Consider the following 25,794-nt stretch of genomic DNA (forward strand, 5'->3'; position numbering starts at 1 on the left):
ATGACGGATGCCGGGCCCGGCTCGCCGCAGATCGCGGTTCTCATTCCCTGCTACAACGAGGCGGGCACCATCGCGGCAGTCGTGCGCGGTTTTCGCGCGGCGCTGCCCCAGGCGCGCATCCATGTCTACGACAACAATTCCACCGATGGCACGGCACTGCAGGCGATGCTGGCCGGTGCGGCCGTGACGCGCGAGCGGCGGCAGGGCAAGGGCAATGTGGTGCGCCGCATGTTCGCCGATATCGAGGCCGACATCTACCTGATGGCCGATGGCGACGGCACCTATTCGCCAGACGACGCCGAAGACCTGATCCGCACGCTGATGACCGAAGGCGCCGACATGGTTGTCGGCACCCGCCGCAACGTGCATGCCGATGCCGGACGCAACGGTCATGCCTTCGGCAACCGGCTGTTCAACCAGCTTTATCGCGGCATTTTCGGCAGTGAGTTCACCGATATCTTTTCCGGCTACCGTGCCTTCTCCCGCCGTTTCGTGAAGAGCTTTCCGGCGATTTCGGCCGGCTTCGAGATCGAGACGGAAATGTCCGTGCATGCCTCGCGTCTGAAACTGCCGGTCAGCGAACTGGAGCTGGATTACGGGCGGCGCCCGGAAGGCTCGCACTCGAAACTCTCGACCTTCCGCGACGGCGCCAAAATCCTCTGGATGTTCGCCATGCTGATGAAGGAGACCCGGCCCTTCGCCTTCTTCGGGGCGCTGGGAACGGCGGTGATGGCGGCAAGCCTCGTCTTCATGACGCCGGTGCTGATCGAATTCTTCGAAACCGGCCTCGTGCCGCGCATGCCGACCTGGGTCCTGTCCCTGGCGCTGATGATGATCGCCTTCATCCTGTATGCCGCCGGCGTCATCCTCGATTCCGTGGCGCGCGCACGGGCGGAGCTGCTGCGGCTGCATTATGTCAACCTGCCCGCCGCCAGGGCGGGCGTGTCGGAGGCGCGCGCCGCCGCAGCCCAGGCGGACAGGGCGGCCTGACCGGAAAACGACCATGAACCGCGAAACCACCAACCGCATCCGTTTCGTCATCGAAGACGTCCTGCCGCCGATCCTGCGCGATTGCGCCGCCTTCCGCTGGATGGCACGGCTGGCCTGGGGCGACCATATCGACCATCTCGCCCGTTTTCGCGAACGCGCGCCCTTCCTCACCGAAACCGAGTATGAAACGCTCTATCGCAACCATCCGCGCGTGCACCAGGGCACCGACAATTCGGCTGCCACCATCCGACGCATCAATGCCGGCGTGATCGGCGACAGCCTTTGCGACGTCGGCTGCGGCACCGGAGCGCTGCTCTCGCATATCCAGGCGGCGCATCCTGAAATCCAGCGCCTGACCGGCGTCGATTTCGTCGTCGAGGATGCGGCGGCCCTGCCCGGCATCGAATATGTCGCCGCCCGCATCGAGGAACTGCCGTTTGCCGATGGCGAATTCGATACCGTCGTCTGCACCCATGTCATCGAGCATCTGCTCGATTATCGCCGGGCGATCGCCGAACTCAGGCGCATCGCGCGGCGGCGGCTGATCATCGTCGTGCCACGTGAGCGCGAATACCGCTACACCTTCAACCCGCATTTCAATTTCTTCCCCTATACTCATTCCTTCCTGCGGGCCGTGCATCCCGTGCCGGAGCGATTCGAATGCATCGATATCGGCCGCGACATTTTTTATTGCGAAGACAAGGGGTAGACGGATGTTTCCCACGCTTCCGGCCGGCATCTGGATGGGGTTGCTCGGCACGCCGCTGCTGATTGCGGCAGGTCAGGTGCTGTTCAAGCTGACCAGCGCGTCGGCGGGCGATTTCGGCTTTCGCGGATTGTTGCATCTCGCCCTCAATCCGCTGTTGATCGCCGCGCTCGCACTCTACGGCATCGGCACGCTCGTCTGGATCTACGTGCTGAAATCCGTGCCGCTGACGCTCGCCTATTCCTTCATGGGGCTGACATTCTGCTTCGTGCCGCTGCTGGCGCAGCTCTTTCTCGGCGAGACGCTGACCTTGCGATATGCGTTCGGGGCCGCTCTGATCGTCGCCGGCATGCTGGCTATCAACGGCTGATGGCGCGTTATCTCGGCGTGCTCCTGGCAGCGCTGGCGGCTGATCTGGCCGTTTGGCACCTGCTGTCCTATCGGGTCGAGACGACCATGCTGATCGGTGGGGTCGCCGGCCTTGCCGTGGCGCTGGGCGTCGTCCAGCTTTCGGGTCTTCAAAGACGCGCGCGCGATCTCCTGACGATCAGCCTCGTGCTGTCGACGCTGCTCTCGCTGGCGTTGATCCTGCTGCTGCCGCTGTTGCAACCGCTGGCAGCGCGGGCGTTGGCCGCCCTCGCCGCTCTCGGCTTCGCGCTGTTCGGCTTTGCGCTCTACCTGCGCAAACCGAAAGGTTAGACCGTTTCCCATCCGTCCTTTTCGCTGGCGCGATAGATGGCGTCGATGAAGGCCTGGTTGAGTTTCGAGCTTTCCAGCGAGACGATTTCCTCTTTTTCGCCCAAGGCGGCGCGGGCGAAAGCCTCGGCCTCGCGCTTGTACTGGCGGCTGTCGGGAAAGCGGAAGATGCGGGACTCGCCGTGGTTGCGATTGGTGAGTTCGATCTCTTCCGCGCCGTAGCGATCGGCATTGAAGGGCGATTTCACCTCGATGAACCCGTCCGTGCCGTGGAAGACCATCACCTGGCGGTTGGCGAGTTGGGTGGAGATGTAGAAGCTCAGTTCAAAACTGTCGAACTCGGCCTTGACGCTCGAATAGATGTCGGTGCCGAATTCCGGATCGCGCTCGGTGACGGCCTGGACCCGCTTCGGCTCCTGCCCGGTCGCGAAGCGGGTGGTGATCGTCGGATAGACACCGATATCCGGCAGGCCGCCGCCGCCGAGCGCCGGGATATTGCGCATATTGCCGGGATCGCGGTTGAAATAGGTGAACGCGCCCTGAACATGGCGCAGCTTGCCGATCGCCCCTTCCTGCAACAGCGCGCGCACCTTGCGCCAGACCGGCGCATAGGTGACCATGAAGGCTTCCGTCACCACCACCTTGTTGCGGTCGCGGGCGGCGATGACGGCGTCGATCTCGTCGGCCTTCAGCGCCAACGGCTTTTCCACCAGCACATGCTTGCCGGCATCGGCGGCCCTGATCGCCCATTCGACATGCTGCGAGGTCGGCAGCGGGATATAGACCGCATCGATGACATCGGAAGCCAGCATCTCCTCATAGGAGCCGAAGGCCTGGGGCACGGAGAAACGATCGGCCATGGCCCGCGCTTTGGCCAGGTCGCGGCTGGCGACGGCGGTGACGACACAGTTTTCCGCATCCTGAATGGCGGGCACGACCAGCTCGGCGCCGATCTTCGCGGTGGACAGAATTCCGAAACGCAGCATCTCTTCCTCCGAAATCTTTTTGACGTGCGGCACCTTAGTCAGCCGGCGGCGGCGATGCAATCGGCGCTCCGCTTTCGGCGGCGCTTCACGCGAATGCGACTGGAAAGAGGCCAAGGGGAGCGCTAGCTTCGCGCCCGAATGCCGGCGATTTGCGCGCCGACGCAACGAAGGAGTGGAGAGTATGGAATTGCGACCCCTTGGCCGAACCGGCCTGAAAATCGCGCCGCTGGTGTTCGGCGGCAATGTGTTCGGCTGGACGGCGGATGAAAAGACCTCGTTTGCGCTGCTGTCGCGCTTCTTCGAGGCCGGCTTCAACACGGTCGATACCGCCGATGTCTATTCGTCCTGGGCGCCCGGCAATTCCGGCGGCGAATCCGAGGTGATCATCGGCAAATGGCTGAAGTCCGGCGCCGTGGCGCGCGACAAGGCGATCGTCGTCACCAAGGTCGGTTCCGATCTCGGCGAAGGACGCAAGGGCCTGTCGCAAAAATGGATCATGCATGCGGTGGAGGATTCGCTGAAGCGGCTGCAGACCGACTACATCGACCTCTACCTCTCGCACTGGCCGGATGCCTCTGTCCCCTACGAGGAAACGCTGGCCGCCCACACGAAACTCAAGGAACAGGGCAAGGTGCGCGCCGTCGGCGGCTCCAACCTCGACGCCACCCAGCTTCAGGCCTCACTCGATGCGGCCACTGCAAACGGCTTGCAGCGCTATGACGTGCTGCAGCCGGAATACAATCTCTACGACCGCGGCGGTTTCGAAGGTCCGCTCGCCGAGCTATGCCAGAGGGAAGACATCGGCGTCATCACCTATTTCAGCCTCGCCTCCGGCTTCCTGACCGGCAAGTACCGCACGCCTGCCGATACGCAAGGCAAGGCGCGCGGCGAGGACGCCGGCAAATATCTCGACGCCAAGGGCCAGCGCATCCTCGCCGCCCTCGACACGGTCTCCGCCGAGATCGGCGCCAAACCGGCCGAGATCGCCCTCGCCTGGCTGATGGCCAAACCCACTGTGACCGCCCCCATCGCCTCCGCCACCAGCCTTTCCCAGCTCGAAAGCCTGATCAAATCCGCCAGCCTGTCGCTGACGTCGGACCAGATCGCCCTGCTCGACAAGGCCGGCGCCTGAAACGACAAAGGGCGCCGGTCGATGCCGGCGCCCTTCGATAGTCTAAAAATGCCGCTACGGCATCATTCCCACTCGATCGTGCCCGGCGGCTTGGACGTCACATCGTAGACGACGCGGTTGATGCCGCGGACTTCGTTGATGATGCGAGTGGCGGCGCGGCCGAGGAATTCCATGTCGTAGTGATAGAAATCCGCGGTCATGCCGTCGACGGAGGTGACGGCGCGCAGCGCGCAGACGAATTCATAGGTGCGGCCGTCGCCCATGACGCCGACGGTCTGGACCGGCAGCAGCACGGCGAAAGCCTGCCAGATAGCGTCGTAGAGGCCCGCTTTACGGATTTCGTCGAGATAGATCGCATCCGCCTCGCGCAGGATCTCCAGCTTTTCGCGGCTGATGCCGCCGGGGCAGCGGATGGCGAGGCCCGGGCCCGGAAAGGGATGGCGGCCGATGAAACTCTCCGGCAGGCCGAGTTCGCGGCCGAGGACGCGGACTTCGTCCTTGAACAGTTCGCGCAACGGTTCGACAAGCTGCATGTTCATGCGCTCGGGCAGGCCGCCGACATTGTGGTGGCTCTTGATGGTCACTGAGGGACCGCCTGTGAAGGAGACGCTTTCGATCACATCCGGGTACAGCGTGCCCTGGGCCAGGAACTCGGCGCCGCCGAGCTTTTTCGCCTCTTCCTCGAAGACTTCGATGAACAGGCGGCCGATGGTCTTGCGCTTGACCTCCGGATCGCTCTCGCCTTCCAACGCCGAAATAAAGCGGTCGGAAGCGTCGATATGCAGGAGATGCAGGTTGTAATGCTCACGGAACATGGCGACGACATCGGCCGCCTCGTTCTTGCGCATCAGGCCGTGGTCGACCAGGATGCAGGTCAGCTGCTCGCCGACCGCCTCATGGATCAGCAGCGCGGCAACCGACGAGTCGACGCCGCCGGAAAGCGCGCAGATGACGCGCTTGTTTCCGACCTGTTTGCGGATCGCCTCGACGGCGCGCGCGCGATAGGCCGACATGGTCCAGTCACCCTGAAGGCCGGCAATATTGTGGACGAAATTGGCGATCAGCTTGGCGCCGTCGGGCGTATGCACCACTTCCGGGTGGAACTGCACGGCGTAATATTTCTTCGCCTCGTTGGCGATGAAGGCGTAAGGCGCGTTCGGCGAGGTGGCGACGACCTCAAAGCCTTCCGGCAAAGCGGTGACGCGGTCGCCATGGCTCATCCATACCTGATGGCGCGAACCCAGCGGCCAGATGCCTTCGAACAGGGCGCATTCCTTCTCGACGTCGAGGAAGGCGCGGCCGAATTCGCGGTGATGGCCGCTCTCGACCTTGCCGCCGAGCTGGACGCACATGGTCTGCTGGCCGTAGCAGATGCCGAAGACCGGCACGCCGCTGTCGAAGATCACCTGCGGGGCGCGCGGCGAGCCTTCGTCCACGGTCGAGGCGGGGCTGCCGGAGAGGATGACGGCGCGCGGCTTGAGGCGCGCGAAGCCTTCCTCGGCGGACTGGAAGGGCACGATTTCGCAATAGACGCCGGTTTCGCGCACACGCCGCGCGATGAGCTGCGTCACCTGGCTGCCGAAATCGACGATGAGAACGGTGTCGGAGGGAGCTGTCTGGGTCATGGCGAGCCTTTAATGAAATCCGCTGCGACATGCAATCGGCCGCAGGCGTTTATATTGTCCCTGTTGTCCCTCAGAACCAGAAGACCCCGTCCTCCAGCGCTTCGAACAGGCTGTCGACGGCATAGGCCAGCTTGCGGTCGACGACATGCAGATATTCCGTCCAGTCGCCGATATGGCTGAGTTCCGCCTTGCCGTCGGAAATGCCGCGCAGGCCGATCAACGGCAGGCCGTAGATCTGGCAAACGCGCAGCACCGCATAGGTTTCCATGTCGACCATATCGGCATCGACGGTTTCGTAGGCGCGGCCCGAGACCACATTGGCGCCGGTGGAAAGCCGCGCTTCGGGAATGCCCGGAATGCGCAGCGGCAATTCGAGGACCGCCGGCAGGTCGAGAAGCGGCGTGCAGCCCTTCTCGAAGCCGAGCGCCGTGGCGTCCATATCGCGATAGGACACGCTGGAGACCTGATAGACTTCCGTATGCTCCAGCGCCGGCGCGCCGGCCGACCCCAGGGACACCACGAGATCGGGCAAATCGTCCGCCGCCTGCAGGCGCGCCAGTTCGCGCGTCAGGTTGATGGCGGCCTCGACCGGGCCGACGCCGGTCAGGAGCGGCGAGAACCGCGTTTCCAGGAGCGCGCCGTATTCGGCCTTCACCGCCATGACGAACAGGATCGATTTTCCCGCGATACGCTTGAGTTCGTAGGTCGTCATCCGGCAATTCCCTCGCGTCCGCGCACCACCATCATCGTGCCGGTCATCGAGGCGACGAGCTTGGCCGGGCCGTCACGCAGCGCATAGGCGCGGCCATCGGCGACGATGATGTTGGAGCCGGGTTTCGTGACTTCGCCGCGAAACAGGAAGCGGCTTCCCCGGCCCGGCGACATCAGGTTCACTTTGAATTCGATGGTCAGGATCGAGGCATCGGCATCGATGACCGTATAGGCGGCGTAGCCGCAGGCGGAATCGAGCGCCGTCGCGACGATGCCGGCATGCAGGAAACCATGCTGCTGCGTCAGCTTCGGATCGAAATCCAGCTCGATCTCGACCGTGCCGTGCTCGATGCGGGTCAGCTCGGCGCCGATGGTTTCCATGATCCGCTGCCGGGAAAAACTCTGCCGGATGCGCTCGCCGAAATCGCCGCCGTCTTCCTCTGCCATTGCATGACCCCTGTTCGGGCGGAAAGTGGCACGGACCCTCGGATTCGGCAAGCCATCGGCGGGGAATTCAGTTCAGCCAGACGATCGATGCGTTGAGAAGTGTCGCAAAACCGACCCAGGCGGCGTAGGGAACGAACAACAGGGCGGCCACGCGATCGCGCCGCCAGCGCAGCGCGATAAAGGCCAGGATCGTTGCCAGCAGCGGCACGATGACCGCCAGCGCCAGATGCGCGTTCCGCGCACCGAAAAAGGCCGGCGACCACAGGAAATTGAGGATGAGCTGCATGACCCAGAGGCCGAAGGCATTCGACAGGCCGTCGCGCAGAAAGGTTCGCGCGCCGGCAACGCCGATCAGGATATAGAGGATCGACCAGACGGGTGCGAAAATCCAGTTCGGCGGATTGAAAGGCGGCTTGGCAAGCGACTGGTACCAGTCACCCGGCATGAAATTGAAGCCGACAAACAGGCCGCCGCCGAGCACAGCGGCAATGAAGAGAAGATGGGTGGCAATCTTTCGCATGGCGACTCATCTAGGGCGCGGCGTGCGTTTGGCGAGCGCGGCGGATGCGCAAGGACGGCCGCATCAGCCGTGGCCTGACAGGCGTAGTATGTGCTGGTCCCAGGCGACGTCGCTTTGCGTCTCCAGCATCCGTCCGTCATAGGAGGAGACGGCAAAACCTTCGGGGGCGGCGGTAATGCCGGCGGCGTCCGGGCGGTTGCGGCTCTCGATCACCCGGCCGCTGGCGGCATCGATGGTGACCGCGGCACCGCCGACCGGCGAGGTGACGCCGACGAGGCCGAGGCGGCGGTTGACGGCGATGGCCCCGACATAATTGCCGAGCGTCCGCACGGTTTCTTCGGGCAAGTCGAGGAAGGCCAGCGGCTCGCCTTTCGAGAACCGGCCAACCAGCGGCGGCGTGTCGTTGCGCGGGCCTTCGTACTGGCAGGCGAACCAGATCTGTCCAGCGGCATCGAGGTCGATGTGGCGGGTGGAAAGCTGCCGCAGCGTTTCCGGCAAGATGTGGCGCTCGATCAGCGCGCCGTCGCGGGCGTCGATCAGCGCCAGCGATGGTTCCATGCGGTCGAGATTGAGCTTGGTGCGGCCGAAATCCGGATGGGTCTCGATGCCGCCATTGGCGGCGATCAGCATCGCCCCGTCGTCGGAGACGGACAGGTCGTGGGTGCCGATGCCGAAGGCTTCGTACTCACCGATGCGGGCGAAATTCTCGCGCGCATCGTAAAGGCCGATGACGCCGCGATTGGCGTCGAAATCGTTCTCGCTGGCATAGAGCCAGCGTCCATCCGGGGAAAAGCAGCCATGGCCGAAGTAATGCCGGCCATCGGGGGCGGCGATGACCACGGGATCGGCGCCTCCGGCGAGATCGAGGACCATGGCGAAGGTGCCGGGACGGCGGGCGAAGGCGACCGCCTTCGCCGTTGCCGGGCAGGCGGCCATGCCGTGGGCGCGGGCCGGCAGCGGGCTGCGCGAGACGATCTCGCCCCGCTCGGTGACGGTCGCGACACCATAGGAGCCGTCCTTGGCGCGGAAGGCGGAGGCGAAGACGGCGTCGGCGCGCTCCAGCGCATGAAGCACGCGCGGCGACAGGCCGGCGAGGAAGGCGATGCCGGCCGCCTGCACGAAACGACGGCGGTCGATGAGCGGGTTCGCCACGCCCTCAATCCCCGTCGGCGAAGGAAAAGCCGGCGGCAAGCCCAATGGCGCCGCCATAGCCGTCATTCAGCTTGACCAGCAGCTCGCGGGTGCCGCGCAGCAGCGCATCCAGCTTCTCCTGGTCCTTCGGGTCGGCAACGGCCTTGGCGACATCGGCATCGACAGTGGGGGCGGTTTCCCCGAGGGAGCTCAGCAGCGCCACGATGTCGGCGGCGATGGCGCGGTCGGCGGGGTCGAGCACCTGCTCCATGCCGGACGCGACGAACAGGGCCTTAATGCCCTTGAGATTGGCGGTGATCGAGGGGAATGTCAGGCCAGCGCGCCAGTAGATCGCCGATTTCGGCCGCACCGGCTTGTCCTTGCCTTTGTAGAAGGCTTCCAGCCGCTGGTCGCGCACCGTCTCGACGCCGTGGACGAGGATGCCGAGCAGCGCCTGGATCGCCTCGCGGCCGTCGCGGAACTGCTCGTTGTCGGGGCCGGGGGTCTTCCACTGGTCGGCGATGCCGCCCTTCTTTTCCCAATCGGCCGAAAGCGTGGCGGCGACGGCGTCGACATTGCCGGCGACGGCCGCGCCGAAGCGGCAGCGAAAACCATTCGCCTCGCTCTCCAGCGTCTCGGCGCCGCTGCCGTAAAGCACATATTCCAGCGCGGTAAGACCCTGGACGGCGACGCTCTTGCCGGCGATGCCCTCCGGCGTCGTGTCCTTCTCGTCCTTGCCGGCGATCGTGGTCTGCACCTGCTTCAACGCCAGCCCCTTGCGATCGGGGAAGAACAGGATGCGCTCGAAACGGTTCTCCTCCAGCGCCGGGCCGACGCGGACGATCTCGATCTCAGACCAGGCGGCGACGGCGCTGGCAAAACCGGCCCGCGCCTTTGCCAGCGCATCGGCCGAGGGCGTGGCGCAGAGCGCCTTCATCGCGCCGGTGAGGCCGGAGGCCGTTTCATGGAACCTGCGATAGCCGGGACGGATGACCTCGTCGACCGCCTTGGTCATGACGGCGGGCACGGCCGCCTCCTGCAGTTTCGACGCGCCGTCTTGCGCGGCTGCCGAAAGCGGCATGAGAGCGACGACAAGAACGGGCAGCAGGCGGCAAAGACGGGTCATCACAGCGACTCCAGGAAGGCCAGCAGGGCATCGCGGTCGGGCCGCGACAGGGTGGCGAAAGCGGTGCGCGCCCTTTCCCCCTCGCCGCCATGCCAGAGGATGGCTTCGGTGAGGCTGCGGGCGCGGCCGTCATGCAGAAAGAAGGCCTGGCCGCCGACGGCGCGGGTCAGACCTATACCCCAGAGCGGCGGCGTGCGCCACTCCCGCCCATCCGCCTCGCCGACGCGCTGGCCATCGGCAAGGCCCTCGCCCATGTCGTGCAGCAGGAAATCGGAATAGGGCCAGATGAGCTGGAAGGCGAGCGCGGGATCGGCGGCGTCCCGGCGGGTCACGAATTTCGGGTGATGGCAGGCGGCGCAGCCGGCGGCATAGAACAGCGCCTTGCCGGCCAGCACCTTCGGGTCCGCGACATCACGCCGCGCCGGCACGGCCAGGTGCCGGGCATAAAAACTGGTGAGGCCCAGCACCGGATCGGGAGCCTCGTAGGGACCAAGTTTTTTCTGGACGCCGTTCGGGCGCGACAGGCAGGCGGTCTGGGCGGGCGTGCAATCGCCATAGGGGCGGTCGGCGAGCGGCGTCGAAATGCCGATATCGTCGGCAAAGGCGGCAGCGGTCTGCTGCGCGACGGTGGCGTTCTGCGCCTTCCAGCCGAAGCGGCCGAGCGCCGGCGCGCCTTTTTCGTCGCGCACCCGGGCCACCCGGCCGGAAATGCCGTCGCCGTCGCGATCCTGCGGATCGGCGAGCGCCTCGATATCGGCGGGGTGGATCGCTTCGATCAGGCCGAGCCCGATCATCGGCGGCGCGACACGCGCCGATAGCGTGGTGGCCGGATCGAGCGGGCCATAACCCAGCGCTTCCACCGCATAGACCGGTCTGCGCAGGCTGACCGTCTCGCGCTCCGAGAGCGCCACGGCCTCTTCCGTATAGCGCACCGCGACCCGGCCCTCGGCGGCAAGGCCGGGGCTGGCGAAATCCTGCAATTGCCGGCCATAGACGGGATCGGGAAAATTCAGCGCTTCGTGAACGGCGAACACCGCCCTTTCCGCCGGGGTGGACGCATCGCGGGCAAGGCGCAGGACCATGGAGACCGCATTGCCGTCTTCCGGAGGATGGCCACGGCCGTCACGAACATGACAGCTCTGGCAGGAACGGGCATTGTAAAGCGGACCGAGGCCGTCCGAAGCCAGTGTCGAGGAAGGTGAGGCGACCCAGAGTTTTCGAAACAGGGCGTTGCCGAGGATGAAATCATGGCCGGCCGCACTGTCGAGATTGGCGGACGGGGTCGAAAACACATCCCGCCCTTGCGTCTTGCGGCCAGTCGTCGCTCCGCCCGGCATCGCCTCGAAAGGTTCGGCGCGGGAAAAATCCGCAGCCGGCGCGGTGACCGCCAGAACCCGGCCGAGATCGTCGGCCGAAAGATCGTCGCGCCGCGCCTCCCCCGCCGCCATGCCGCCGGCCGCAACGGCAAGGAAGATGGCCAGGGACGTGAGGCCGAGACGGCGGGAAACGGAAGAAAAACGCCGCCTCATTTCCATCTCTCCGTTCCGGGAGAAAATGGCCCGAGGGGCCGGATGAGGGGTGTGAGACGAGGGAATATTCGGCTTTTTGCGCCTGTGACATCCCCCTCATCCCACTGCCGCGCCCTTTTCGCCCGATGGGAGAAGGGTTTTCGAGGCAAACGCCGCATTTCATAGGCAACAGCCCTGTCTCGTGGGCGAAGAGAGAGAGCGACATGGATGTGCGTCACCTGCAATCCTCCCTTCGCCCGAAGGCAGGGAAAAGCGCCAAGGAGGGCGTTATCGGCGCTTGTCTCAACCGGAAACCGGGCGAAATGGCAGAGCATCGGCAATCGGCCGGAGGCTGACGCCGCCGGCCGCTTTTCCTTACTTGAAGACGGAGCTGGGATTGTCGAGGCTGGCGGAGCCTTCGAGCTTCACCGTGCCGAGATCGAGGGCGGCGATCACGCGTTCGATGCTCTTGGTCTGGTCGACCAGACCGTCGATGGCGGCCTGGACCACCGCATTGCCCTTCTTGTTGCCCTCGCCGATCATCTGGTCATAGGCTTCGACGCGCTTGCCGCGATCGGCCATGACGCGCATGGCGTCGAGCGTCGTCTTCAGCTTGCCCTTCATCTCCTTGTCGAGCGCCTTGTCCTTTTCCGCCACCAGTTCGGACAGCGAGGGACCGTGCATCTTGGTGCCATCCGTGCGGATGTAGTCGCCGGTATAGGCGGAGGCGATGCCGATGGCGTCGTAGAGATGCGAATTATAGGTGTTGTCGGAGAAGCAATCGTGCTCCTCTTCCGGATCGTGGAGGATGAGGCCGAGCTTCATGCGCTCGCCGGCGAGTTCGCCATAGGACAGCGAGCCCATGCCGGTGAGGATGGCGACGAGGCCGGCCTTGGGATCGGCCGAAACATGCTTGGTCGCCTCACCTTCCGGCGCCCAGTCATCGGTCATCTCCTGGAGATCGGATACCAGCAGCGTCGAGGCGGCCTTGAGGAAATCGCCGCGGCGGTCGCAATTGCCGTGGGTGCAGTTCTTCTGGTCGTAATCGGTGTAGGGCCGATTGCCGGCGCCGGGGCCGGTGCCGTTCAGATCCTGGCCCCAGAGCAGGAATTCGATGGCGTGATAACCGGTGGCGACGTTGGCTTCGACATGGCCTGCCTCATGCAGGGTCTGCAGGAGTTCCGGCGTGATTTTCGAGGCATCGACATCCTTGCCGTCGATCTTGATCGTCTTGTTGGCGATGACATTGGCGGTGTAGAGCGCGTTTTCATCGCTTTCGGTGCCGTAGGAGGCATCGACATAGTCGATCAGGCCTTCATCCAGCGGCCAGGCATTCACCTTGCCTTCCCAATCGTCGACGATCGGATTGCCGAAGCGGTAGACTTCCGATTGCTGGTAGGGAATGCGGGCCGCAAGCCAGGCGGCGCGCGCCGCCTTCAGCGTCTTTTCACTGGGCTTGGCGATCAGGGCGTCGATGGCCTTGTCGAGCTTCTTCGCCGTGGTCAGCGAATCCTCGTATTTGGCATGGGCGACATCGGTGTAATGCTTGATGACGGCGGCGGCATCGGTAGCGGCATGCGCCGGCACGGCAAAGGCGGCGGACACGGCAAGCAGCGCCAGCCCGGCGCGCAGCATGGATTTGCGGATCATTCGGCTCTCCTGTGACGGCGGGAAGCCGTCCCCTCATTCGACAGCCGATGTCATCGCGCAAATCTATAGTGGTGTCAAACGCTCTAGTTTGGAATCATTATGGAAAAGGCTTAGGCGCCACGCTGCATCAAAGCGAAGAAAAACCCATCCGTATCGGTGGAGGCCGGCGTCAGCGTCAGCAGGCGACCGTCGCGCGAGCGCGGTTTCGGCGCGTCCACCCCGAACAGCTGCGTCCATTTGTCCAGTGCCGGCACGATGCGATAGTCGGGATGGCGCTCGCAGAAACCAAGCGCCTGCGCATCGTTTTCCTGCGGCAGGATGGAGCAGGTGATATAGATCAGGAAACCGCCCGGCCGCACATAGGCGGCGGCCTGGTCCAGCGCTTCCTGCTGCTGGGCGAGGCGTTCGTCGAGGTTCTTGGCCGTCAGGCGCCATTTGGTGTCGGGGCGGCGCCGCCAGGTGCCGGTGCCGGTGCAAGGCGCATCGACGAGGACGCGGTCGCAGCGCTCCCTCAGCGCGTCGAGGGCAGCGCGGCCGTCATGGACCTGGACATTGCGGGTGCCGGCGCGGCGCAGGCGCTCGATGATCGGCGCCAGACGCTTGCGGTCGGCGTCATAGGCGTGGACCTGGCCCTTGTTGTGCATGGCAGCCGCCATGGCGAGCGTCTTGCCGCCGCCGCCGGCGCAATAATCCAGCACCTGATCGCCCTCGCGCGGCTCGGCCAGATCGGCGACGATCTGCGAGCCCTCGTCCTGCACCTCGAACCAACCTTTCTGGAAGGACAGTTCGGCAGTGACGTTCGGCAGGCGCGACGGGCCTTCGCCGGCGGGAATGCGGATGCCCTGGCGGGCGATGCGCGCCGCCTGCGGCTGCGAGCGCTCCAGCGCCTTCAGCACCTTGGAGCGATCAGCGCGTAAGGTGTTAACGCGTAGATTGAGCGTCGGGCGTTCGGCCAGCGCTTTCGCCTCGGCCAGCCAGTCCCCGCCGAAATTTTCCTCCAACGCCGGCTGCGCCCAGTCGGGGATGTCGCCCTGCACATAAGCGGGAGCGTCATCGAGGTTTCGGGAGGACAATGCCGCCAGCCATTCCGGCTTCAGCGGTTCGGGGGCGAAGCGGTCGCCCTCCAGTTCGGCGCCGATGCTGTCCGGCGTTTCACCCCATTGGCGCAGCATGACGGCGTAGCCGAGCGCGGCGGGGCTGTCGTCGTCCATGAGCCAGGCATGGGAAAGGCGTTTGCGCAGGGCGTCATAGACGATGTTGCCGATGGCCGCCCTGTCCCCGGAGCCGGCGAAACGATGCGCCAGACCCCAATCCTTCAAGGCGTCCGCAACCGGCCGCTTTCGCGTCTCGATATCGGCAAGAACCTCGATGGCTCCTGCCAGCCGGCCGCCCAAACGCATGACGTCTTCTCCTGTTGTCGTTTTTTCGGAACATTTCCGAACGGAGGCCGTTTAGAGGTCTCCGGAAACTGCTCCGGCGGTGGTAACCGCGATCACGAGCGAGAGCAAGTCTTTACACAGCCGGGCGGCGAACCGTGCAGCCGGCATCAGCCGATGACTTCGTAGCAGACCTTGGCGGTGCCGGACGAGACCATGCCGATGTTCTGGGCGGCGGCCTTGGACAGGTCGAGCACGCGACCACGAATGAACGGTCCGCGATCGTTGATGCGGACGACGACGCTGCGCCCGTTGTTGCGGTTGGTGACCTTGAGCTTCGTTCCAAAACGGAGGGAGCGATGTGCGGCTGTCATCATTCTCGGGTTCATGCGTTCCCCGGAGGCGGTTTTCGATCCGAGGGCGTACCAGGAAGCGCCACCACAGCCGGCGGCATAGGCCTGAAGCGGGGCGAAAGCAGTGGTTGCAAGAATGGCGGCGGAAACGAGGGCAGTACGGCACAGTTTCTTCAATGCGAGGCTTCCCATTTTCGGGGCGGTCGGAACCGCGTTCGGCGATGGGGGCGGCAAAAACCGACGAAAAATGGCAAAAAATGGCCGCGCAACGATCACGGACTGTTACAGTCTGTAATATTCGTGATTCAAACGGACCTTTGATTCGCTCCGGGCGTTTGCGCAAATTTGAGAAAAAATAAAGTAGATTCAGTCGAAAAGCGGAAATAAAATCCAGGTTCGTTGCGAGACCTGAACCAATCACAAAAATATGTAAAATTTTTTTTCGCGAATGGGCTGGAATGGCCCCAAACAGCGCCATATTTACCGTCTGTTAGGACTTGTTTTGAGCAAATTTGACTCTCAACCCCGCCTGAAATGAAATTTTCAGTTCGTCGGCGTTCGGAAATGCATGGTTTCTGCCTACAACCACAGGCAGCATTACACGCCAGTCATGCCGGCGAACGAGTCAGCCGCGCCAGCCCTGTTCCTGCCATAGCGCCGCCAGCGAGGCGCGGTAATCCGCAAACCGCAGCGCATAGCCCAGCGCCCGCAGGCGACGGTTGGAAACACGCTTGTTCTCGCCATAAAAAGAGCGCGCCATCGGCGACAGCTCGGCGGTTTCGAAGGCCTGTTCCGGCGGCGGGGCAACACCCATCAGCCGCGCGGCCTCGGCAACGATATCCTGCGGCGGCGCCGGCTCGTCGTCGGTGATGTTGACGACGCCGCCCAACCCCCGTTCCGCCATGAACAACGTCGCGCCGGCGATATCCTCGACGCGGATGCGGTTGAACACCTGGTTCGGCTTGACCAGCCGGCGGGCCGTTCCGTTCTGAAGATTGACGAAGGCGTTGCGGCCGGGGCCGTAAATGCCGGCAAGGCGCAGGATCGCGACGGGAATGCCGGCCTTTTCGCCCAGCGCCATCCAGCCCTGCTCCGCCTCCACCCGCTCGCGCGAGCGCTGCGACACCGGGCGAAAGGGCGTCTCCTCATCCACCCAACCGCCCTGATGGTCGCCATAGACGCCGACGGTGGAAAGATAGCCGATCCATTGCAGCGCCGGCATACGGGCGCGCACGCTTTCGCCTGCCAGCCGCAACAGCGGATCGCCCTCTCGGCCGGGCGCGATCGACTGGACGAGGTGCGTGGCCGTCGCCATGCGCGCCGCGATCTCCGGCGACAGCGACGAAGCCGCGCCGTCGAAGAGCAGCGGCTCTATACCGGCGGCGGCAAGGCCTGCGGCTTTCTCCGGCGCGCGTGTCGTGCCGCAGACGTCCGCGCCTTTGGCTTTCGCTTCCAGCCCGATCGCCTTGCCGGAATAACCGGCGCCGAAAATCATCATCCGCATGTCATGCCCCCGCTTGCCTCCATTCATCCAGGACGGCTTCATCCGTTTCCGCCTCTCTGTAAAGAGAGAGTGTTTCGAATTCTTGAGCTGCCATCAGCCGCGAGAGCGCCCAGACCGCCATGGCGCGCACCACCGGCGCGGCATCCTCCAGCAATGCCCGGCAGGGCGCGATCAGCGACCGGTCGCCGGAATTGCCGGCGGCGATCAGCACATTGCGCACGAAGCGGTCGCGGCCGATGCGCTTGACCGGCGAGCCGCTGAAGAATGCACGAAATTCGCCGTCCGTGAGTTTCAGCAGGTCGGCGATGGCGGGTTCGTTGAGATCCTCGCGCGCTTTCAGCTTCATCTCGGAAGCAGCGGCGGCGAACTTGTTCCAGGGACAGGCGGCGAGGCAATCGTCGCAGCCATAGATGCGGTTGCCCATCCGGACGCGCAACACCGGATCGATGACCCCCTTGTGTTCGATGGTGAGATAGGAAATGCAGCGGCGCGCATCGATCCTGTAGGGGGCGGGAAAGGCGTCGGTCGGGCAGGAAGACAGGCAGGCATGGCAGGAGCCGCAGCGGTCCCGCTCCGGCTCGTCGGCGACCAGATCGGCCGTGGTGAACATGCTGCCGAGAAACAGCCAGGAGCCGAAGTCGCGGCTGACCAGATTGGTATGCTTGCCCTGCCAGCCGAGACCGGCAGCGGCGGCGAGCGGCTTTTCCATCACCGGCGCGGTATCGACGAAGACCTTGACATCCTGCTTCGACCGCGCCGCGAAGCGCGTGGCGATCTCCTTGAGCCGGCCCTTTATAATGTCGTGATAATCGCGATTGCGGGCATAGACGGAAATCGCCGCTCGGTCCGGTTTTTCCAGCACCGCGCGCGGATCGGTCTCAGGGCCGTAATTCAGGCCGAACAACACGATGGAGCGGACATCGCCCCAGAGCACGCGCGGATCGGCGCGGCGCGCTTGCGTCTCCGCCATCCACGCCATGGTGCCATGATAGCCGGCGCCGAGGAAAGCCGCGAGGCGCTCCGGCGTCTGTGGAATGGCGTCGGGGCGGGTGATGCGACAGAGGTCGAAGCCGATGGCCTTTGCTTCCGCCTTGACGAAATCCGTCAGGACGCGGCGCTGTTTTTCGTTTTTGTCGGGGCGGGCGGCCTCGCTCATGGCCGCCTCCTTCAAAAGTCGAGGTCGGCGTAATGAGAAACGGGGGTCAGGCCGCGCACCCGGTCGTTGAGCATCGGGCGGAAGGAGGGGCGCGATTTCAGCCGCTGATACCAGTCCTTGGCCACGGGCGATTCCGACCAGTCGATTTCGCCGAGATAATCCAGCACCGAAACGGCGGCGGCGGCGGCGAGATCGGCATAGCTCAGCCGCTCGCCGGCCAGCCATTGCCGTGAGCCGGCCAGCCAGGAAAGGTAGCGCATGTGCTGGCGGATATTGTTGCGGGCGGTGCGCAGCACCTTGCTGTCGGGGGCGCCGCCGCCCTGTTCCGAGGTCATCTGCAGCTTGAAGACGCGTTCTCGCGCCAGGGGCCGGGTGACGTCCTGCTCCATCTTCTGCAGGAACCATTCGGTCAGGCGGCGGATTTCGGCGCGCTGAAAGGGATCCTCGGCCAGAAGCCGCCGGTCGCGCTTCAACACGCCGTGAGTCTCGTCGAGATATTCGGAAATCACCGTCGCCCCACAGAGCGCCCGCATGCTGTCGTCCACATAGACGGGCAAGGTGCCGGCCGGGTTGAGCGCGAGAAAGTCGCGCCGCTTGTCCCAGGGCTGCTCCTCGATCAGCTCGACCTGGTAACCGTATTCCGCAAGCACCAGCCGGATGAACCGGGAGGTCGTGGAGATGGGGTGGTGATACAGTACTGGCATTCTTCGCTTCGGTCCGCCCGCTGGCGCCTTGGGGATCTCGTATCCTTTATCAAACTCCTAACGATCAGAGTTTAAGAAAGATATAGGATTACATGGTCGGTTCAGTATGAGAATCAAGTTTTAGCCCTGCCCCAAGCGCCGCCAATCATGGACATTTCATGACGATCCGCCGAAACGGGCGTTTTTTCGCCATGCGGATCGGGAATGGAACGATGCGCGGCGCATCTCGCTCACTGTCTTGTCGCATTTCCGGACGGAAAACCGCTTCACACCGGAATGCTCAGGCTCCCGCCGCCTTCAATCGGAGACCTTCATGGACTACATCAACGTTATCATATTGGGGATCATCGAGGGAATTACCGAATTCCTGCCGATCTCCAGCACCGGCCATCTGATCATTGCCGAGCAATGGCTGGGTGCCCGGTCGGATACGTTCAACATCGTCATCCAGGCCGGCGCCATCCTTGCCGTGACCATCATCTACTGGCGGCGGCTGCTCGATCTGGCGCTCGGCTGGCGCGAGCCGAAGAATCGCCGCTACGCGATGATGCTGATCCTCGCCTTCCTGATCACCGCCGTCCTCGGTCTCCTCGTCAAGAAACTCGGCTTCGAACTGCCGGAGACCGCCACCCCGGTCGCCTGGGCGCTGATCATCGGCGGCTTCTGGATGATTTTTGCCGAATGGATGGCGGCGCGCAAGCCGCCTTACACGCAGATCACCTGGATGGTCGCCATCCTCGTCGGCATCGCCCAGGTGGTCGCCGGCGTCTTTCCCGGCACCTCGCGTTCGGGCGCGACGATCTTCGTCGCCATGCTGGCCGGCACCGCCAATCGCGCCGCAGCCACCGAATTCGCCTTCCTGGTCGGCATTCCCACCATGTATGCGGCGAGCGCCTACCAGCTCCTGAAGACCTGGAAGGACGGCGGCGCGGCCAGCGAGGACTGGACGGCGCTGGGCCTGGCTTTCGTGGTGTCCACCATCGTCGCCTTCGTCGCGGTCAAATGGCTGCTCACCTATATCCAGAGCCACCGGTTCACCGCCTTCGCGATCTACCGCATCATTCTCGGCGTCATCCTGCTCGGCATGGCCGCGCTCGGCTATATCGCCTGAGGCATTGCGGCCGGGCGCTGCGGCGCCCGGTCCTGGCGTCTTTCGCAAGGCATGGAAAAAGGCGGTGAAACATCCTGCCGTTCAAGCAGGCGTTCTGCCGCCTTCGCTCATGCGCCTGTCAGCGCGCGAAAAGGACCCCGCTCAGTTGGCGGAGATGCTGCCGGTGCTGCACGGATCGACGCCGTAGGCAGGGGCGCATTCACCCTTGATCGCCGCGACCGTGCCCGGCGCGATGAACGAGCCGGCGAGAATGACCAGAGCCGCACACGCAAAAAACAGTGCGATAGACTTTCCCATGGAAAAATGCCTTTCAAATCAGGATGGTGCGCGGCGCCCGTCCCTTGGCGCCAGCGTCACGCCGGGCGTGTCTAAGCCGGCGGCTGACAAACATCAATAGAGGATTCACCTGAATCGCCGGTTAATGCGTTCCGTTTTCGCGTGCGATATTTGTGCAACGCCGGAACCCGCCGAAGGCTAAAAATCCCGCCGCAAAACGGCGGATCCTGAGATATTTTTTGCCTGAAACAAAATCGCCGCCGCGGGTGGACCCGCAGCGGCGTTACAGTGATTCGTAATAAAGAACTGTCTTGGAAACGCTCAGGCCGCCCGGCCGGAGCGGCGGAACTGGCCCTGCGGGCGATACTGTACCATGTAGGTCGGCAGCACGGTGTCGACCATGGTCGGCACGATGCCCATGCCGGCAAGCGTGCGGCCAGCCTCGGTCGCCTGCTTCGAGACGATGTTGTCGGACTTCAGCAGCGTCACCTGGTCCGCCGTCAGCGGCGGCTGCACGAAGGGCACCAGCGAGGCGATGGAGCCGATCAGCGAGGCGATGCCGAAGGGCATCGGCACCAGCGGCTTGTGGCGATCGACCACCTGCAGCACGGTCTCCAGACACTCCTTGAAGGTCATCACGGCCGGGCCGCCCAGTTCATAGACCGCGCCGGGCGTCAGTTTGCCGTCGACGGCGCGCACGGCCGCTTCGGCCACGTCCTCGACGAAAACAGGCTGAAACTTCGTTTTCCCACCACCGATCAGCGGCAGGAAAGGCATGGTCTGCGACATGCGGCCGAACTTGTTGAAGAAGCTGTCGTCCTGCCCGAAGACGACCGAGGGGCGCAGGATCACCGCATCCGGCTTGATCGCCAGCACGGCCGCTTCGGCGCGGCCCTTGGTGCGGGCATAGGAGGACTGCGAATTGGCATCGGCGCCGATGGCGGAAATGTGGGTGAGCGTCGCGCCGGCGGCGCGGGCGGCTTCCGCCACGGCGCGGGCGCCGAATTCCTGCACGGCGTCGAAGGTATTGCGGCCGGCCTCATGCAAGATCCCAACGCAATTGACGACATGGGTCGCGCCGGCGACGGCGGCATCGACCGAGGCGCGGTAACGCAGGTTGGCCTGCACCAGGGAAATCTGCCCGACATTGCCCATCGGCTGAAGGAAGCCGGCCAGATCCGGACGACGCACGGCGACACGGATGCGATAGCCGCGCTTGGCCAGCGCACGAACGATGCTGCGCCCGACGAACCCCGAGCCCCCGAACACGGTGACGAGCGGCGGCAGGTTGGACAAGGTCATGGCAGGCTCCTTCAAGAAGGCGAAACGATAGCTGTTGCGTTTCGTCTTAGCCGAAGAGAGCGGCGGCGTGAAGGGCCATCACGCCGCACCGCAACCGGTTGCCTTACGCTTTCAGACGCCTTCGACGACGATCATTTCGGCGTCGGCGACTTCCTGGCGGATTTTGGCGGCTATCTGGTATTCAGGCGAGTTGTAACAGTCGACCGCAGCCTGGTGGCTGGGGAACTCGATGACAACGTTACGGCCCCGCGCCGGGCCTTCCAGCGCGGTATAGGCGCCGCCGCGGGCGAGGAAGTTCGCGCCGTATTTCTCGAACGCCGGCTTGGCGGCGGCGACGTAATCCTTGTAGCGCTCGGGGTCGCGCACATCCACCCGCGCGATCCAGTAACCCTTGGCCATGATGTCCTCCTTGACTTTCTAGCGGTTGGCCGGCCAGCTCGCGGCGAGCATTTCGGCAAGAATGGCGTGCGCGGCAGCCTTCGGATCGGGCGCCTTGACGATCGGGCGGCCGACGACGAGATGGCTGGCGCCGGCCGACAGGGCGTCGTAAGGCGTCATCACCCGCTTCTGGTCGCCCTTGTCGGCGCCGGCCGGGCGAATGCCGGGGGTGACGAGGGCCATATCCGGGCCGATGACGGCGCGCACGGCCTCGGCTTCTTCGGCCGAGCAGACGATGCCGCCCATGCCGGCGTCGCGCGCCTGGTCGGCGCGGCGCAGCACCAGCGTGCGCGGATCGTCGGCATAACCGGCATCCCTGAGGTCGGCCTCGTCCATCGATGTCAGCACGGTGACGCCGAGCAGGCAGAGGCCGGAGCCCTTCGCAGCCTCGACGGCGGCGCGCATCGCCTTGGGATAGGCATGCAGCGTCAGCATCGACATGCCCATCTTGGCGATGTTCTCGACGCCTGACGCGACGGTGTTGTCGATGTCGAGGAGCTTCATGTCGAGGAAAACCCGCTTGCCGCTCTTCGCCAGGTCGCGGGCGAATTCCAGTCCCCCCGCGAAGACGAGCTGGTAACCGATCTTGTAGAAGGAGGCCTCGTCGCCGAGCAGCTTCACGAGCTTTTCAGCCTCCTGAACGGTCGGGACATCGAGGCTGACGATCAGACGGTCGCGTGCTTGCATATCTCTCTCCACCCTTTCGGCAATCGTGCGGTCAAACCGGCATCCCCTCGCACGGGAGGACGTCAAAGGCAAGCCGGGCGGGAGAGGCTATTTGCGACACCACTTGCGCGGAATGTGATGCAGTTCGCCGCCGCGTCGATAGGTCCAGATCTGCGCCGGCGGGATATTGCGCATGATGAAATCGAAATGCTCGATGCGATACCGATCCGGCTGGGCGACGATCGGCGACACCGGCCCATAGGAAAACTGCACCACGGGACGGCCGGGCGGCAGGAGATCGAGCAGATCCTCTAGGAGCGACACGCGCATATGCATGGGGAAATTCAGCAGCGGTATGCCGGAGATGACACTGTCGAAACGCTGTTCGCCGAGATCGGAGAGCGTTTCCTTGAGATCGAAGGCATCGCCGTTGATGAAGCGCACGCCATCGAACATCCGCTTGAGATGCAGGTAGAAATCCGTGGAATATTCGACGGAGACGAGTTGATCGGGCGCGACGCCGCGCTCCAGAATGGCGCGGGTGATGACGCCGGTGCCGGGGCCGAGTTCGAGCACGGGCAGGCCGGAACCGGTATCGATCAGGCTCGCCATGCGCCGCGCCATGCGCGCCGAGGTCGGCATGATCGCACCGACCGCCTTGGGCTTTGTCATCCAGCCGCGAAAGAAGCGGATTTCATCATCGAACCGGCGGACGAACCGCTCTTTCATCTTGGCATGCAACATCATGTCGCCCCGACTTCCCCTGTTATAGACCGGCTGTCCTCAACCGTTCGCAATAGATCGGCCGCAACTGCGGCAAATCCAAGTCGCGCGGCCGCCGGGCTTCGCCGGGGCGAATGCTTGTCAGACCCGCATCGGCATCAGTACATAGAGCGCGTCGTCATCGGCCGTATCGCGGATCAGCGTCGGGGAGCCGGCATCGGCCAGCAGGAAGATGGCGTCCTCGCCGGAAAGCTGCGCGGTGATATCCAGCAGGTATTTGGCATTGAAGCCGATTTCCATGGCGTCATTGTCATAGGAGACCGCCAGTTCGTCGGTGGCGCTGCCTGAATCGGGATTGTTGACGGTCAGCAGCAGCTGCCCGTCGGCCAGCGCCAGCTTGACCGCGCGGCCGCGCTCCGAGGAAATCGTCGAGACGCGATCGACGGCTTGGGCGAATGTCTGGCAATCGACGCGCAACTGCTTGTCGTTGTTGGCGGGAATGACGCGCTGGTAATCCGGGAAAGTGCCGTCGATCAGCTTCGAGGTCATGACGATCGAGCCGATGGTCAGGCGGATCTTGGCGTCGGACACCTCGACGGTGACGATCAGTTCGGGATTGTCGACCAGCTTCTGCAATTCGCCGACCGTCTTGCGCGGGATGATGATGCCCGGCATGCCTTCCGAACCCGAGGGCGCCTTGACATCGGCGCGGGCGAGGCGGTGACCATCGGTCGCCACCGCCCGCAGCTTGAGATCGCCGTCCGCCTCGATGGTGTGGAAGAAGATGCCGTTCAGGTAATAGCGCGTCTCCTCGGTCGAGATGGCGAACTGGGTGCGGTCGATCAACATCTTGAGATCGGTCGCCTTCAGCTTGAAGGTATGGCTGAACGCGCCCGCCGTCAGATCCGGGAAATCCGATTGCGGCAGGCACTGCAGCGAGAATTTCGAGCGGCCGGAGGCGACCGTCATGGCATTCCCGTCCGGCGTCGTCGCCAGCAGCACTTCGGCGCCATCCGGCAGCTTGCGCACGATATCATAGAGCAGATGCGCCGGCACGGTGGTGGCGCCGGCCTGCTCGACATTGGCCGGCGTTTCCTCGGTGATTTCCAGATCGAGGTCGGTCGCCTTCATGGCGAGTGCGGCTCCATCGGCCCGCAACAGAACGTTCGACAGGATCGGGATCGTGTTGCGACGTTCGACCACGCGATGAACGTGGTTCAGCGACTTCAGGAGATTGGACCGCTCAAGAGTAATACGCATGAGATGCTACCGCTTTCGACCGGCGCCGTGCCCGGAAACCCCGGGGAGACGCACATTGACCGCCCGGCCCGATGCCGGAAATATGGACGGGCAAAATGGCAGAGTTTTCAGGGCAATTGCAAGGCCTATGGCATCTTGCCCCCCGACATTCGGCCAATTCCACAGCCTCGATCCGCTAAATCGCCTTGTGCAAACGCATCCGCATGGCCCATAAACGGCCACAGACCGGAACAGGAAGGCGGCACGGGCGTGGACAGGCATGACGAGGACGGCGGGGGCCATGCGCGCAGCTACCGCCTGCATGACGTTTCCATACCCGCCCGGCCGCTGGAGCCGGCACTCTATCTCGTCGCCACGCCCATCGGCAATCTCGCCGATATCACCCTGCGTGCGCTGGAAACGCTTGCCGGAGCCGACGTGCTCGCCTGCGAGGACACCCGCGTCACCCGCGTGCTGCTCGACCGCTACGGCATTCGCAACCGGCCCTTCGCCTATCACGAACACAATGCCGACGAGGCCGGGCCGCGCCTGCTCGCCTTCCTCGCGGAGGGAAAATCCGTGGCCCTCGTCTCCGACGCCGGGACGCCGCTGGTTTCCGATCCCGGCTATCGCCTCGCGACGCTGGCTATCGAGGCCGGCTTTCGCGTCGTCCCCCTGCCCGGCGCCTCCGCGCCGCTTGCCGCACTGGTCGGCTCCGGCCTGCCCAACGACGCCTTCCTGTTCGCCGGCTTCCTGCCGCACAAGGACAAGGCGAAGCGCGACCGCTTCGCGGAACTCGCCGCCATTCCCTCAACGCTGATCTATTTCGATTCCCCCCATCGCATCGGCGACAGCCTCGTCGCGGCGGCGCAGGTGCTCGGCACGCAACGCCGCGCCGCCGTCTGCCGCGAGTTGACCAAGACGTTCGAGGAATTTCGCCGCGGCACGCTTGGCGAGCTTGCCGCCGAATTTGCCGAACGGACGGTAAAAGGCGAAATCGTGCTGGTCATCGCTCCGCCGGACGCCCCGCCGCCACCGGAAGAGGCCGATGTCGACGCTCTCCTGAGCCAGCTATCGAAGGACATGCCGGCCGGCAAGGCCGCCACCGAAGCGGCGCGCCTGAGCGGCCTGCCGCGCAAGGATCTCTACCGCCGTCTGCTGGATATGAAGGGCAATGGAGGCTGACCCGCTCAAGGACCGGCGGCGCAAGGCGCATCGGCGCGGCCATGTCTCCGAATGGATCGCCGCCGCCTACCTGCTGCTCAAAGGCTATCGCATCCTCGCCCTGCGCTATCGTACGAAACTCGGCGAGATCGACATCGTCGCCCGCAAGGGCGATCTTGCCGTCTTCATCGAGGTCAAGGCGCGCGGCGACGAACTGAGGGCCGTCGATGCCGTCGGCGCCACGGCGCAGAAACGCATCCGCGCCGCCAGCGACATCTGGCTGTCGCGTCAACGCGACGCCCATCTGCTGTCGCAGCGTTACGACATCGTCGCCGTAATGCCGCTGCGCTGGCCGCGCCATTTTGTCGACGCCTTCTAGGACATTTCCGGTGAACACAGGTCACGGGGAATGATCTCTTCTCTTGGTTCCACATTGTCCGACGCCGAAGCGAACACGCTTCGGCTGGTCATGCTTTAGGGTCGTTAAAATACAGCGGAAAACCTGAACCGAACCGTTACGGCTCATGGCGTAACCTGCCTCCCGGTGGGCGTCC

At 64.4% G+C, this 25,794-nt stretch carries 28 protein-coding genes; 8 read left to right on the forward strand and 20 right to left on the reverse strand.

Annotated features, from left to right (window positions below; all coding sequences use genetic code 11):
• The 4 genes from P7F60_RS03750 to P7F60_RS03765 are packed head-to-tail and all read left to right on the forward strand — an operon-like array spanning position 1 to position 2,395.
• Positions 1–990 (forward strand): glycosyltransferase, encoded by a 990-nt coding sequence (locus tag P7F60_RS03750; RefSeq protein WP_277916344.1) that lies wholly within the window; start codon positions 1–3, stop codon positions 988–990.
• 13 nt (positions 991–1,003) lie between these two features.
• Positions 1,004–1,699, forward strand: a complete 696-nt coding sequence (locus P7F60_RS03755) for a class I SAM-dependent methyltransferase (RefSeq protein WP_277916345.1) — start codon at positions 1,004–1,006, stop codon at positions 1,697–1,699.
• A gap of 4 nt (positions 1,700–1,703) precedes the next feature.
• Positions 1,704–2,066, forward strand: a complete 363-nt coding sequence (locus P7F60_RS03760; RefSeq protein WP_277916346.1) for a transporter — start codon at positions 1,704–1,706, stop codon at positions 2,064–2,066.
• Positions 2,066–2,395, forward strand: a complete 330-nt coding sequence (locus tag P7F60_RS03765) for a hypothetical protein (RefSeq protein WP_277916347.1) — start codon at positions 2,066–2,068, stop codon at positions 2,393–2,395. The genes P7F60_RS03760 and P7F60_RS03765 overlap by 1 nt, the downstream gene beginning before the upstream one ends.
• On the opposite strand, the gene P7F60_RS03770 is transcribed toward P7F60_RS03765, so the two are convergent.
• A complete protein-coding gene (locus P7F60_RS03770) occupies positions 2,392–3,378 on the reverse strand; it encodes a Gfo/Idh/MocA family oxidoreductase (protein ID WP_277916348.1) in 987 nt (328 codons plus the stop codon). The genes P7F60_RS03765 and P7F60_RS03770 overlap by 4 nt on opposite strands.
• A 181-nt stretch (positions 3,379–3,559) precedes the next feature.
• Between P7F60_RS03770 and P7F60_RS03775 the strand changes: the two genes are divergently transcribed.
• Complete coding sequence (locus tag P7F60_RS03775; protein ID WP_277916349.1) at positions 3,560–4,510, forward strand: aldo/keto reductase; 951 nt, start codon at positions 3,560–3,562, stop codon at positions 4,508–4,510.
• Positions 4,511–4,572: 62 nt separating this feature from the next.
• Here the strand turns inward: P7F60_RS03775 and guaA are convergent, their stop codons facing one another.
• The 13 genes from guaA to P7F60_RS03840 form a co-directional block, all read right to left on the reverse strand.
• Positions 4,573–6,135: a glutamine-hydrolyzing GMP synthase gene (gene guaA, locus P7F60_RS03780; RefSeq protein WP_277916350.1), complete on the reverse strand. Its 1,563-nt coding sequence runs from the start codon at positions 6,133–6,135 to the stop codon at positions 4,573–4,575.
• Between the two features lie 70 nt (positions 6,136–6,205).
• Positions 6,206–6,847 (reverse strand): 5'-methylthioadenosine/S-adenosylhomocysteine nucleosidase, encoded by a 642-nt coding sequence (locus tag P7F60_RS03785; protein WP_277916351.1) that lies wholly within the window; start codon positions 6,845–6,847, stop codon positions 6,206–6,208.
• The gene (locus tag P7F60_RS03790) at positions 6,844–7,293 is read right to left on the reverse strand and encodes a PaaI family thioesterase (RefSeq protein ID WP_277916352.1); all 450 of its coding nucleotides are present in this window, start codon (positions 7,291–7,293) and stop codon (positions 6,844–6,846) included. Before P7F60_RS03790 ends, P7F60_RS03785 begins: the two co-directional genes overlap by 4 nt.
• A gap of 67 nt (positions 7,294–7,360) precedes the next feature.
• Entirely contained in the window at positions 7,361–7,813 is a 453-nt protein-coding gene (locus tag P7F60_RS03795; RefSeq protein WP_277916353.1) for a TspO/MBR family protein, read from the reverse strand.
• Between the two features lie 63 nt (positions 7,814–7,876).
• Positions 7,877–8,965 (reverse strand): DUF1513 domain-containing protein, encoded by a 1,089-nt coding sequence (locus tag P7F60_RS03800; protein WP_277916354.1) that lies wholly within the window; start codon positions 8,963–8,965, stop codon positions 7,877–7,879.
• 4 nt (positions 8,966–8,969) lie between these two features.
• On the reverse strand, positions 8,970–10,070 hold the full coding sequence (locus P7F60_RS03805) for an imelysin family protein (RefSeq protein WP_277916355.1): 1,101 nt from the start codon (positions 10,068–10,070) through the stop codon (positions 8,970–8,972).
• On the reverse strand, positions 10,070–11,599 hold the full coding sequence (locus P7F60_RS03810; protein ID WP_277916356.1) for a di-heme oxidoredictase family protein: 1,530 nt from the start codon (positions 11,597–11,599) through the stop codon (positions 10,070–10,072). The genes P7F60_RS03805 and P7F60_RS03810 overlap by 1 nt, the downstream gene beginning before the upstream one ends.
• 354 nt (positions 11,600–11,953) lie before the next feature.
• Positions 11,954–13,228 (reverse strand): imelysin family protein, encoded by a 1,275-nt coding sequence (locus tag P7F60_RS03815; protein ID WP_277916357.1) that lies wholly within the window; start codon positions 13,226–13,228, stop codon positions 11,954–11,956.
• Positions 13,229–13,338: 110 nt separating this feature from the next.
• Positions 13,339–14,628, reverse strand: coding sequence for an RsmB/NOP family class I SAM-dependent RNA methyltransferase (locus tag P7F60_RS03820; protein ID WP_277916358.1), 1,290 nt, complete (start codon positions 14,626–14,628; stop codon positions 13,339–13,341).
• Between the two features lie 146 nt (positions 14,629–14,774).
• Complete coding sequence (locus P7F60_RS03825; protein WP_277916512.1) at positions 14,775–15,134, reverse strand: septal ring lytic transglycosylase RlpA family protein; 360 nt, start codon at positions 15,132–15,134, stop codon at positions 14,775–14,777.
• A gap of 448 nt (positions 15,135–15,582) precedes the next feature.
• Entirely contained in the window at positions 15,583–16,461 is an 879-nt protein-coding gene (locus P7F60_RS03830; RefSeq protein ID WP_277916359.1) for an SDR family oxidoreductase, read from the reverse strand.
• Position 16,462: 1 nt separating this feature from the next.
• Positions 16,463–17,617, reverse strand: coding sequence for a tRNA epoxyqueuosine(34) reductase QueG (gene queG, locus P7F60_RS03835; protein ID WP_277916360.1), 1,155 nt, complete (start codon positions 17,615–17,617; stop codon positions 16,463–16,465).
• 11 nt (positions 17,618–17,628) lie between these two features.
• The gene (locus tag P7F60_RS03840; protein WP_277916361.1) at positions 17,629–18,321 is read right to left on the reverse strand and encodes a glutathione S-transferase family protein; all 693 of its coding nucleotides are present in this window, start codon (positions 18,319–18,321) and stop codon (positions 17,629–17,631) included.
• 313 nt (positions 18,322–18,634) lie between these two features.
• On the opposite strand from P7F60_RS03840, the gene P7F60_RS03845 reads away from it, so the two are divergent.
• Positions 18,635–19,432, forward strand: coding sequence for an undecaprenyl-diphosphate phosphatase (locus tag P7F60_RS03845; RefSeq protein WP_277916362.1), 798 nt, complete (start codon positions 18,635–18,637; stop codon positions 19,430–19,432).
• Positions 19,433–19,573: 141 nt separating this feature from the next.
• On the opposite strand, the gene P7F60_RS03850 is transcribed toward P7F60_RS03845, so the two are convergent.
• The 6 genes from P7F60_RS03850 to dnaN form a co-directional block, all read right to left on the reverse strand.
• Positions 19,574–19,729, reverse strand: coding sequence for a hypothetical protein (locus P7F60_RS03850; RefSeq protein WP_277916363.1), 156 nt, complete (start codon positions 19,727–19,729; stop codon positions 19,574–19,576).
• A gap of 300 nt (positions 19,730–20,029) precedes the next feature.
• On the reverse strand, positions 20,030–21,010 hold the full coding sequence (locus P7F60_RS03855) for a complex I NDUFA9 subunit family protein (RefSeq protein ID WP_277916364.1): 981 nt from the start codon (positions 21,008–21,010) through the stop codon (positions 20,030–20,032).
• Positions 21,011–21,121: 111 nt separating this feature from the next.
• The gene (locus P7F60_RS03860; RefSeq protein WP_277916365.1) at positions 21,122–21,409 is read right to left on the reverse strand and encodes a DUF1330 domain-containing protein; all 288 of its coding nucleotides are present in this window, start codon (positions 21,407–21,409) and stop codon (positions 21,122–21,124) included.
• 18 nt (positions 21,410–21,427) lie between these two features.
• Entirely contained in the window at positions 21,428–22,135 is a 708-nt protein-coding gene (gene pyrF, locus P7F60_RS03865; RefSeq protein ID WP_277916366.1) for an orotidine-5'-phosphate decarboxylase, read from the reverse strand.
• A gap of 87 nt (positions 22,136–22,222) precedes the next feature.
• Positions 22,223–22,861: a phospholipid N-methyltransferase PmtA gene (pmtA, locus tag P7F60_RS03870; protein WP_277916367.1), complete on the reverse strand. Its 639-nt coding sequence runs from the start codon at positions 22,859–22,861 to the stop codon at positions 22,223–22,225.
• 117 nt (positions 22,862–22,978) lie between these two features.
• Entirely contained in the window at positions 22,979–24,097 is a 1,119-nt protein-coding gene (dnaN, locus tag P7F60_RS03875) for a DNA polymerase III subunit beta (protein WP_277916368.1), read from the reverse strand.
• 249 nt (positions 24,098–24,346) lie between these two features.
• On the opposite strand from dnaN, the gene rsmI reads away from it, so the two are divergent.
• Both rsmI and P7F60_RS03885 read left to right on the forward strand, forming a co-directional pair.
• Positions 24,347–25,261, forward strand: a complete 915-nt coding sequence (rsmI, locus tag P7F60_RS03880; protein ID WP_277916369.1) for a 16S rRNA (cytidine(1402)-2'-O)-methyltransferase — start codon at positions 24,347–24,349, stop codon at positions 25,259–25,261.
• Entirely contained in the window at positions 25,251–25,619 is a 369-nt protein-coding gene (locus tag P7F60_RS03885) for a YraN family protein (protein WP_277916370.1), read from the forward strand. Before rsmI ends, P7F60_RS03885 begins: the two co-directional genes overlap by 11 nt.
• Positions 25,620–25,794: the final 175 nt, after the last annotated feature.

Origin of the sequence: Rhizobium sp. YJ-22 (assembly GCF_029601685.1) — a bacterium.
Lineage (GTDB): Bacteria > Pseudomonadota > Alphaproteobacteria > Rhizobiales > Rhizobiaceae > Metarhizobium.

Coding starts and splice junctions, on each gene's coding strand:
- P7F60_RS03750 (WP_277916344.1), top strand. CDS start 1: ATGACGGATGCCGGGCCCGGCTCGCCGCAGATCGCGGTTCTCATTCCC.
- P7F60_RS03755 (WP_277916345.1), top strand. CDS start 1,004: ATGAACCGCGAAACCACCAACCGCATCCGTTTCGTCATCGAAGACGTC.
- P7F60_RS03760 (WP_277916346.1), top strand. CDS start 1,704: ATGTTTCCCACGCTTCCGGCCGGCATCTGGATGGGGTTGCTCGGCACG.
- P7F60_RS03765 (WP_277916347.1), top strand. CDS start 2,066: ATGGCGCGTTATCTCGGCGTGCTCCTGGCAGCGCTGGCGGCTGATCTG.
- P7F60_RS03770 (WP_277916348.1), bottom strand. CDS start 3,378: ATGCTGCGTTTCGGAATTCTGTCCACCGCGAAGATCGGCGCCGAGCTG.
- P7F60_RS03775 (WP_277916349.1), top strand. CDS start 3,560: ATGGAATTGCGACCCCTTGGCCGAACCGGCCTGAAAATCGCGCCGCTG.
- guaA (WP_277916350.1), bottom strand. CDS start 6,135: ATGACCCAGACAGCTCCCTCCGACACCGTTCTCATCGTCGATTTCGGC.
- P7F60_RS03785 (WP_277916351.1), bottom strand. CDS start 6,847: ATGACGACCTACGAACTCAAGCGTATCGCGGGAAAATCGATCCTGTTC.
- P7F60_RS03790 (WP_277916352.1), bottom strand. CDS start 7,293: ATGGCAGAGGAAGACGGCGGCGATTTCGGCGAGCGCATCCGGCAGAGT.
- P7F60_RS03795 (WP_277916353.1), bottom strand. CDS start 7,813: ATGCGAAAGATTGCCACCCATCTTCTCTTCATTGCCGCTGTGCTCGGC.
- P7F60_RS03805 (WP_277916355.1), bottom strand. CDS start 10,070: ATGACCCGTCTTTGCCGCCTGCTGCCCGTTCTTGTCGTCGCTCTCATG.
- P7F60_RS03810 (WP_277916356.1), bottom strand. CDS start 11,599: ATGAGGCGGCGTTTTTCTTCCGTTTCCCGCCGTCTCGGCCTCACGTCC.
- P7F60_RS03815 (WP_277916357.1), bottom strand. CDS start 13,228: ATGATCCGCAAATCCATGCTGCGCGCCGGGCTGGCGCTGCTTGCCGTG.
- P7F60_RS03820 (WP_277916358.1), bottom strand. CDS start 14,628: ATGCGTTTGGGCGGCCGGCTGGCAGGAGCCATCGAGGTTCTTGCCGAT.
- P7F60_RS03830 (WP_277916359.1), bottom strand. CDS start 16,461: ATGCGGATGATGATTTTCGGCGCCGGTTATTCCGGCAAGGCGATCGGG.
- queG (WP_277916360.1), bottom strand. CDS start 17,617: ATGAGCGAGGCCGCCCGCCCCGACAAAAACGAAAAACAGCGCCGCGTC.
- P7F60_RS03840 (WP_277916361.1), bottom strand. CDS start 18,321: ATGCCAGTACTGTATCACCACCCCATCTCCACGACCTCCCGGTTCATC.
- P7F60_RS03845 (WP_277916362.1), top strand. CDS start 18,635: ATGGACTACATCAACGTTATCATATTGGGGATCATCGAGGGAATTACC.
- P7F60_RS03850 (WP_277916363.1), bottom strand. CDS start 19,729: ATGGGAAAGTCTATCGCACTGTTTTTTGCGTGTGCGGCTCTGGTCATT.
- P7F60_RS03855 (WP_277916364.1), bottom strand. CDS start 21,010: ATGACCTTGTCCAACCTGCCGCCGCTCGTCACCGTGTTCGGGGGCTCG.
- P7F60_RS03860 (WP_277916365.1), bottom strand. CDS start 21,409: ATGGCCAAGGGTTACTGGATCGCGCGGGTGGATGTGCGCGACCCCGAG.
- pyrF (WP_277916366.1), bottom strand. CDS start 22,135: ATGCAAGCACGCGACCGTCTGATCGTCAGCCTCGATGTCCCGACCGTT.
- pmtA (WP_277916367.1), bottom strand. CDS start 22,861: ATGATGTTGCATGCCAAGATGAAAGAGCGGTTCGTCCGCCGGTTCGAT.
- dnaN (WP_277916368.1), bottom strand. CDS start 24,097: ATGCGTATTACTCTTGAGCGGTCCAATCTCCTGAAGTCGCTGAACCAC.
- P7F60_RS03885 (WP_277916370.1), top strand. CDS start 25,251: ATGGAGGCTGACCCGCTCAAGGACCGGCGGCGCAAGGCGCATCGGCGC.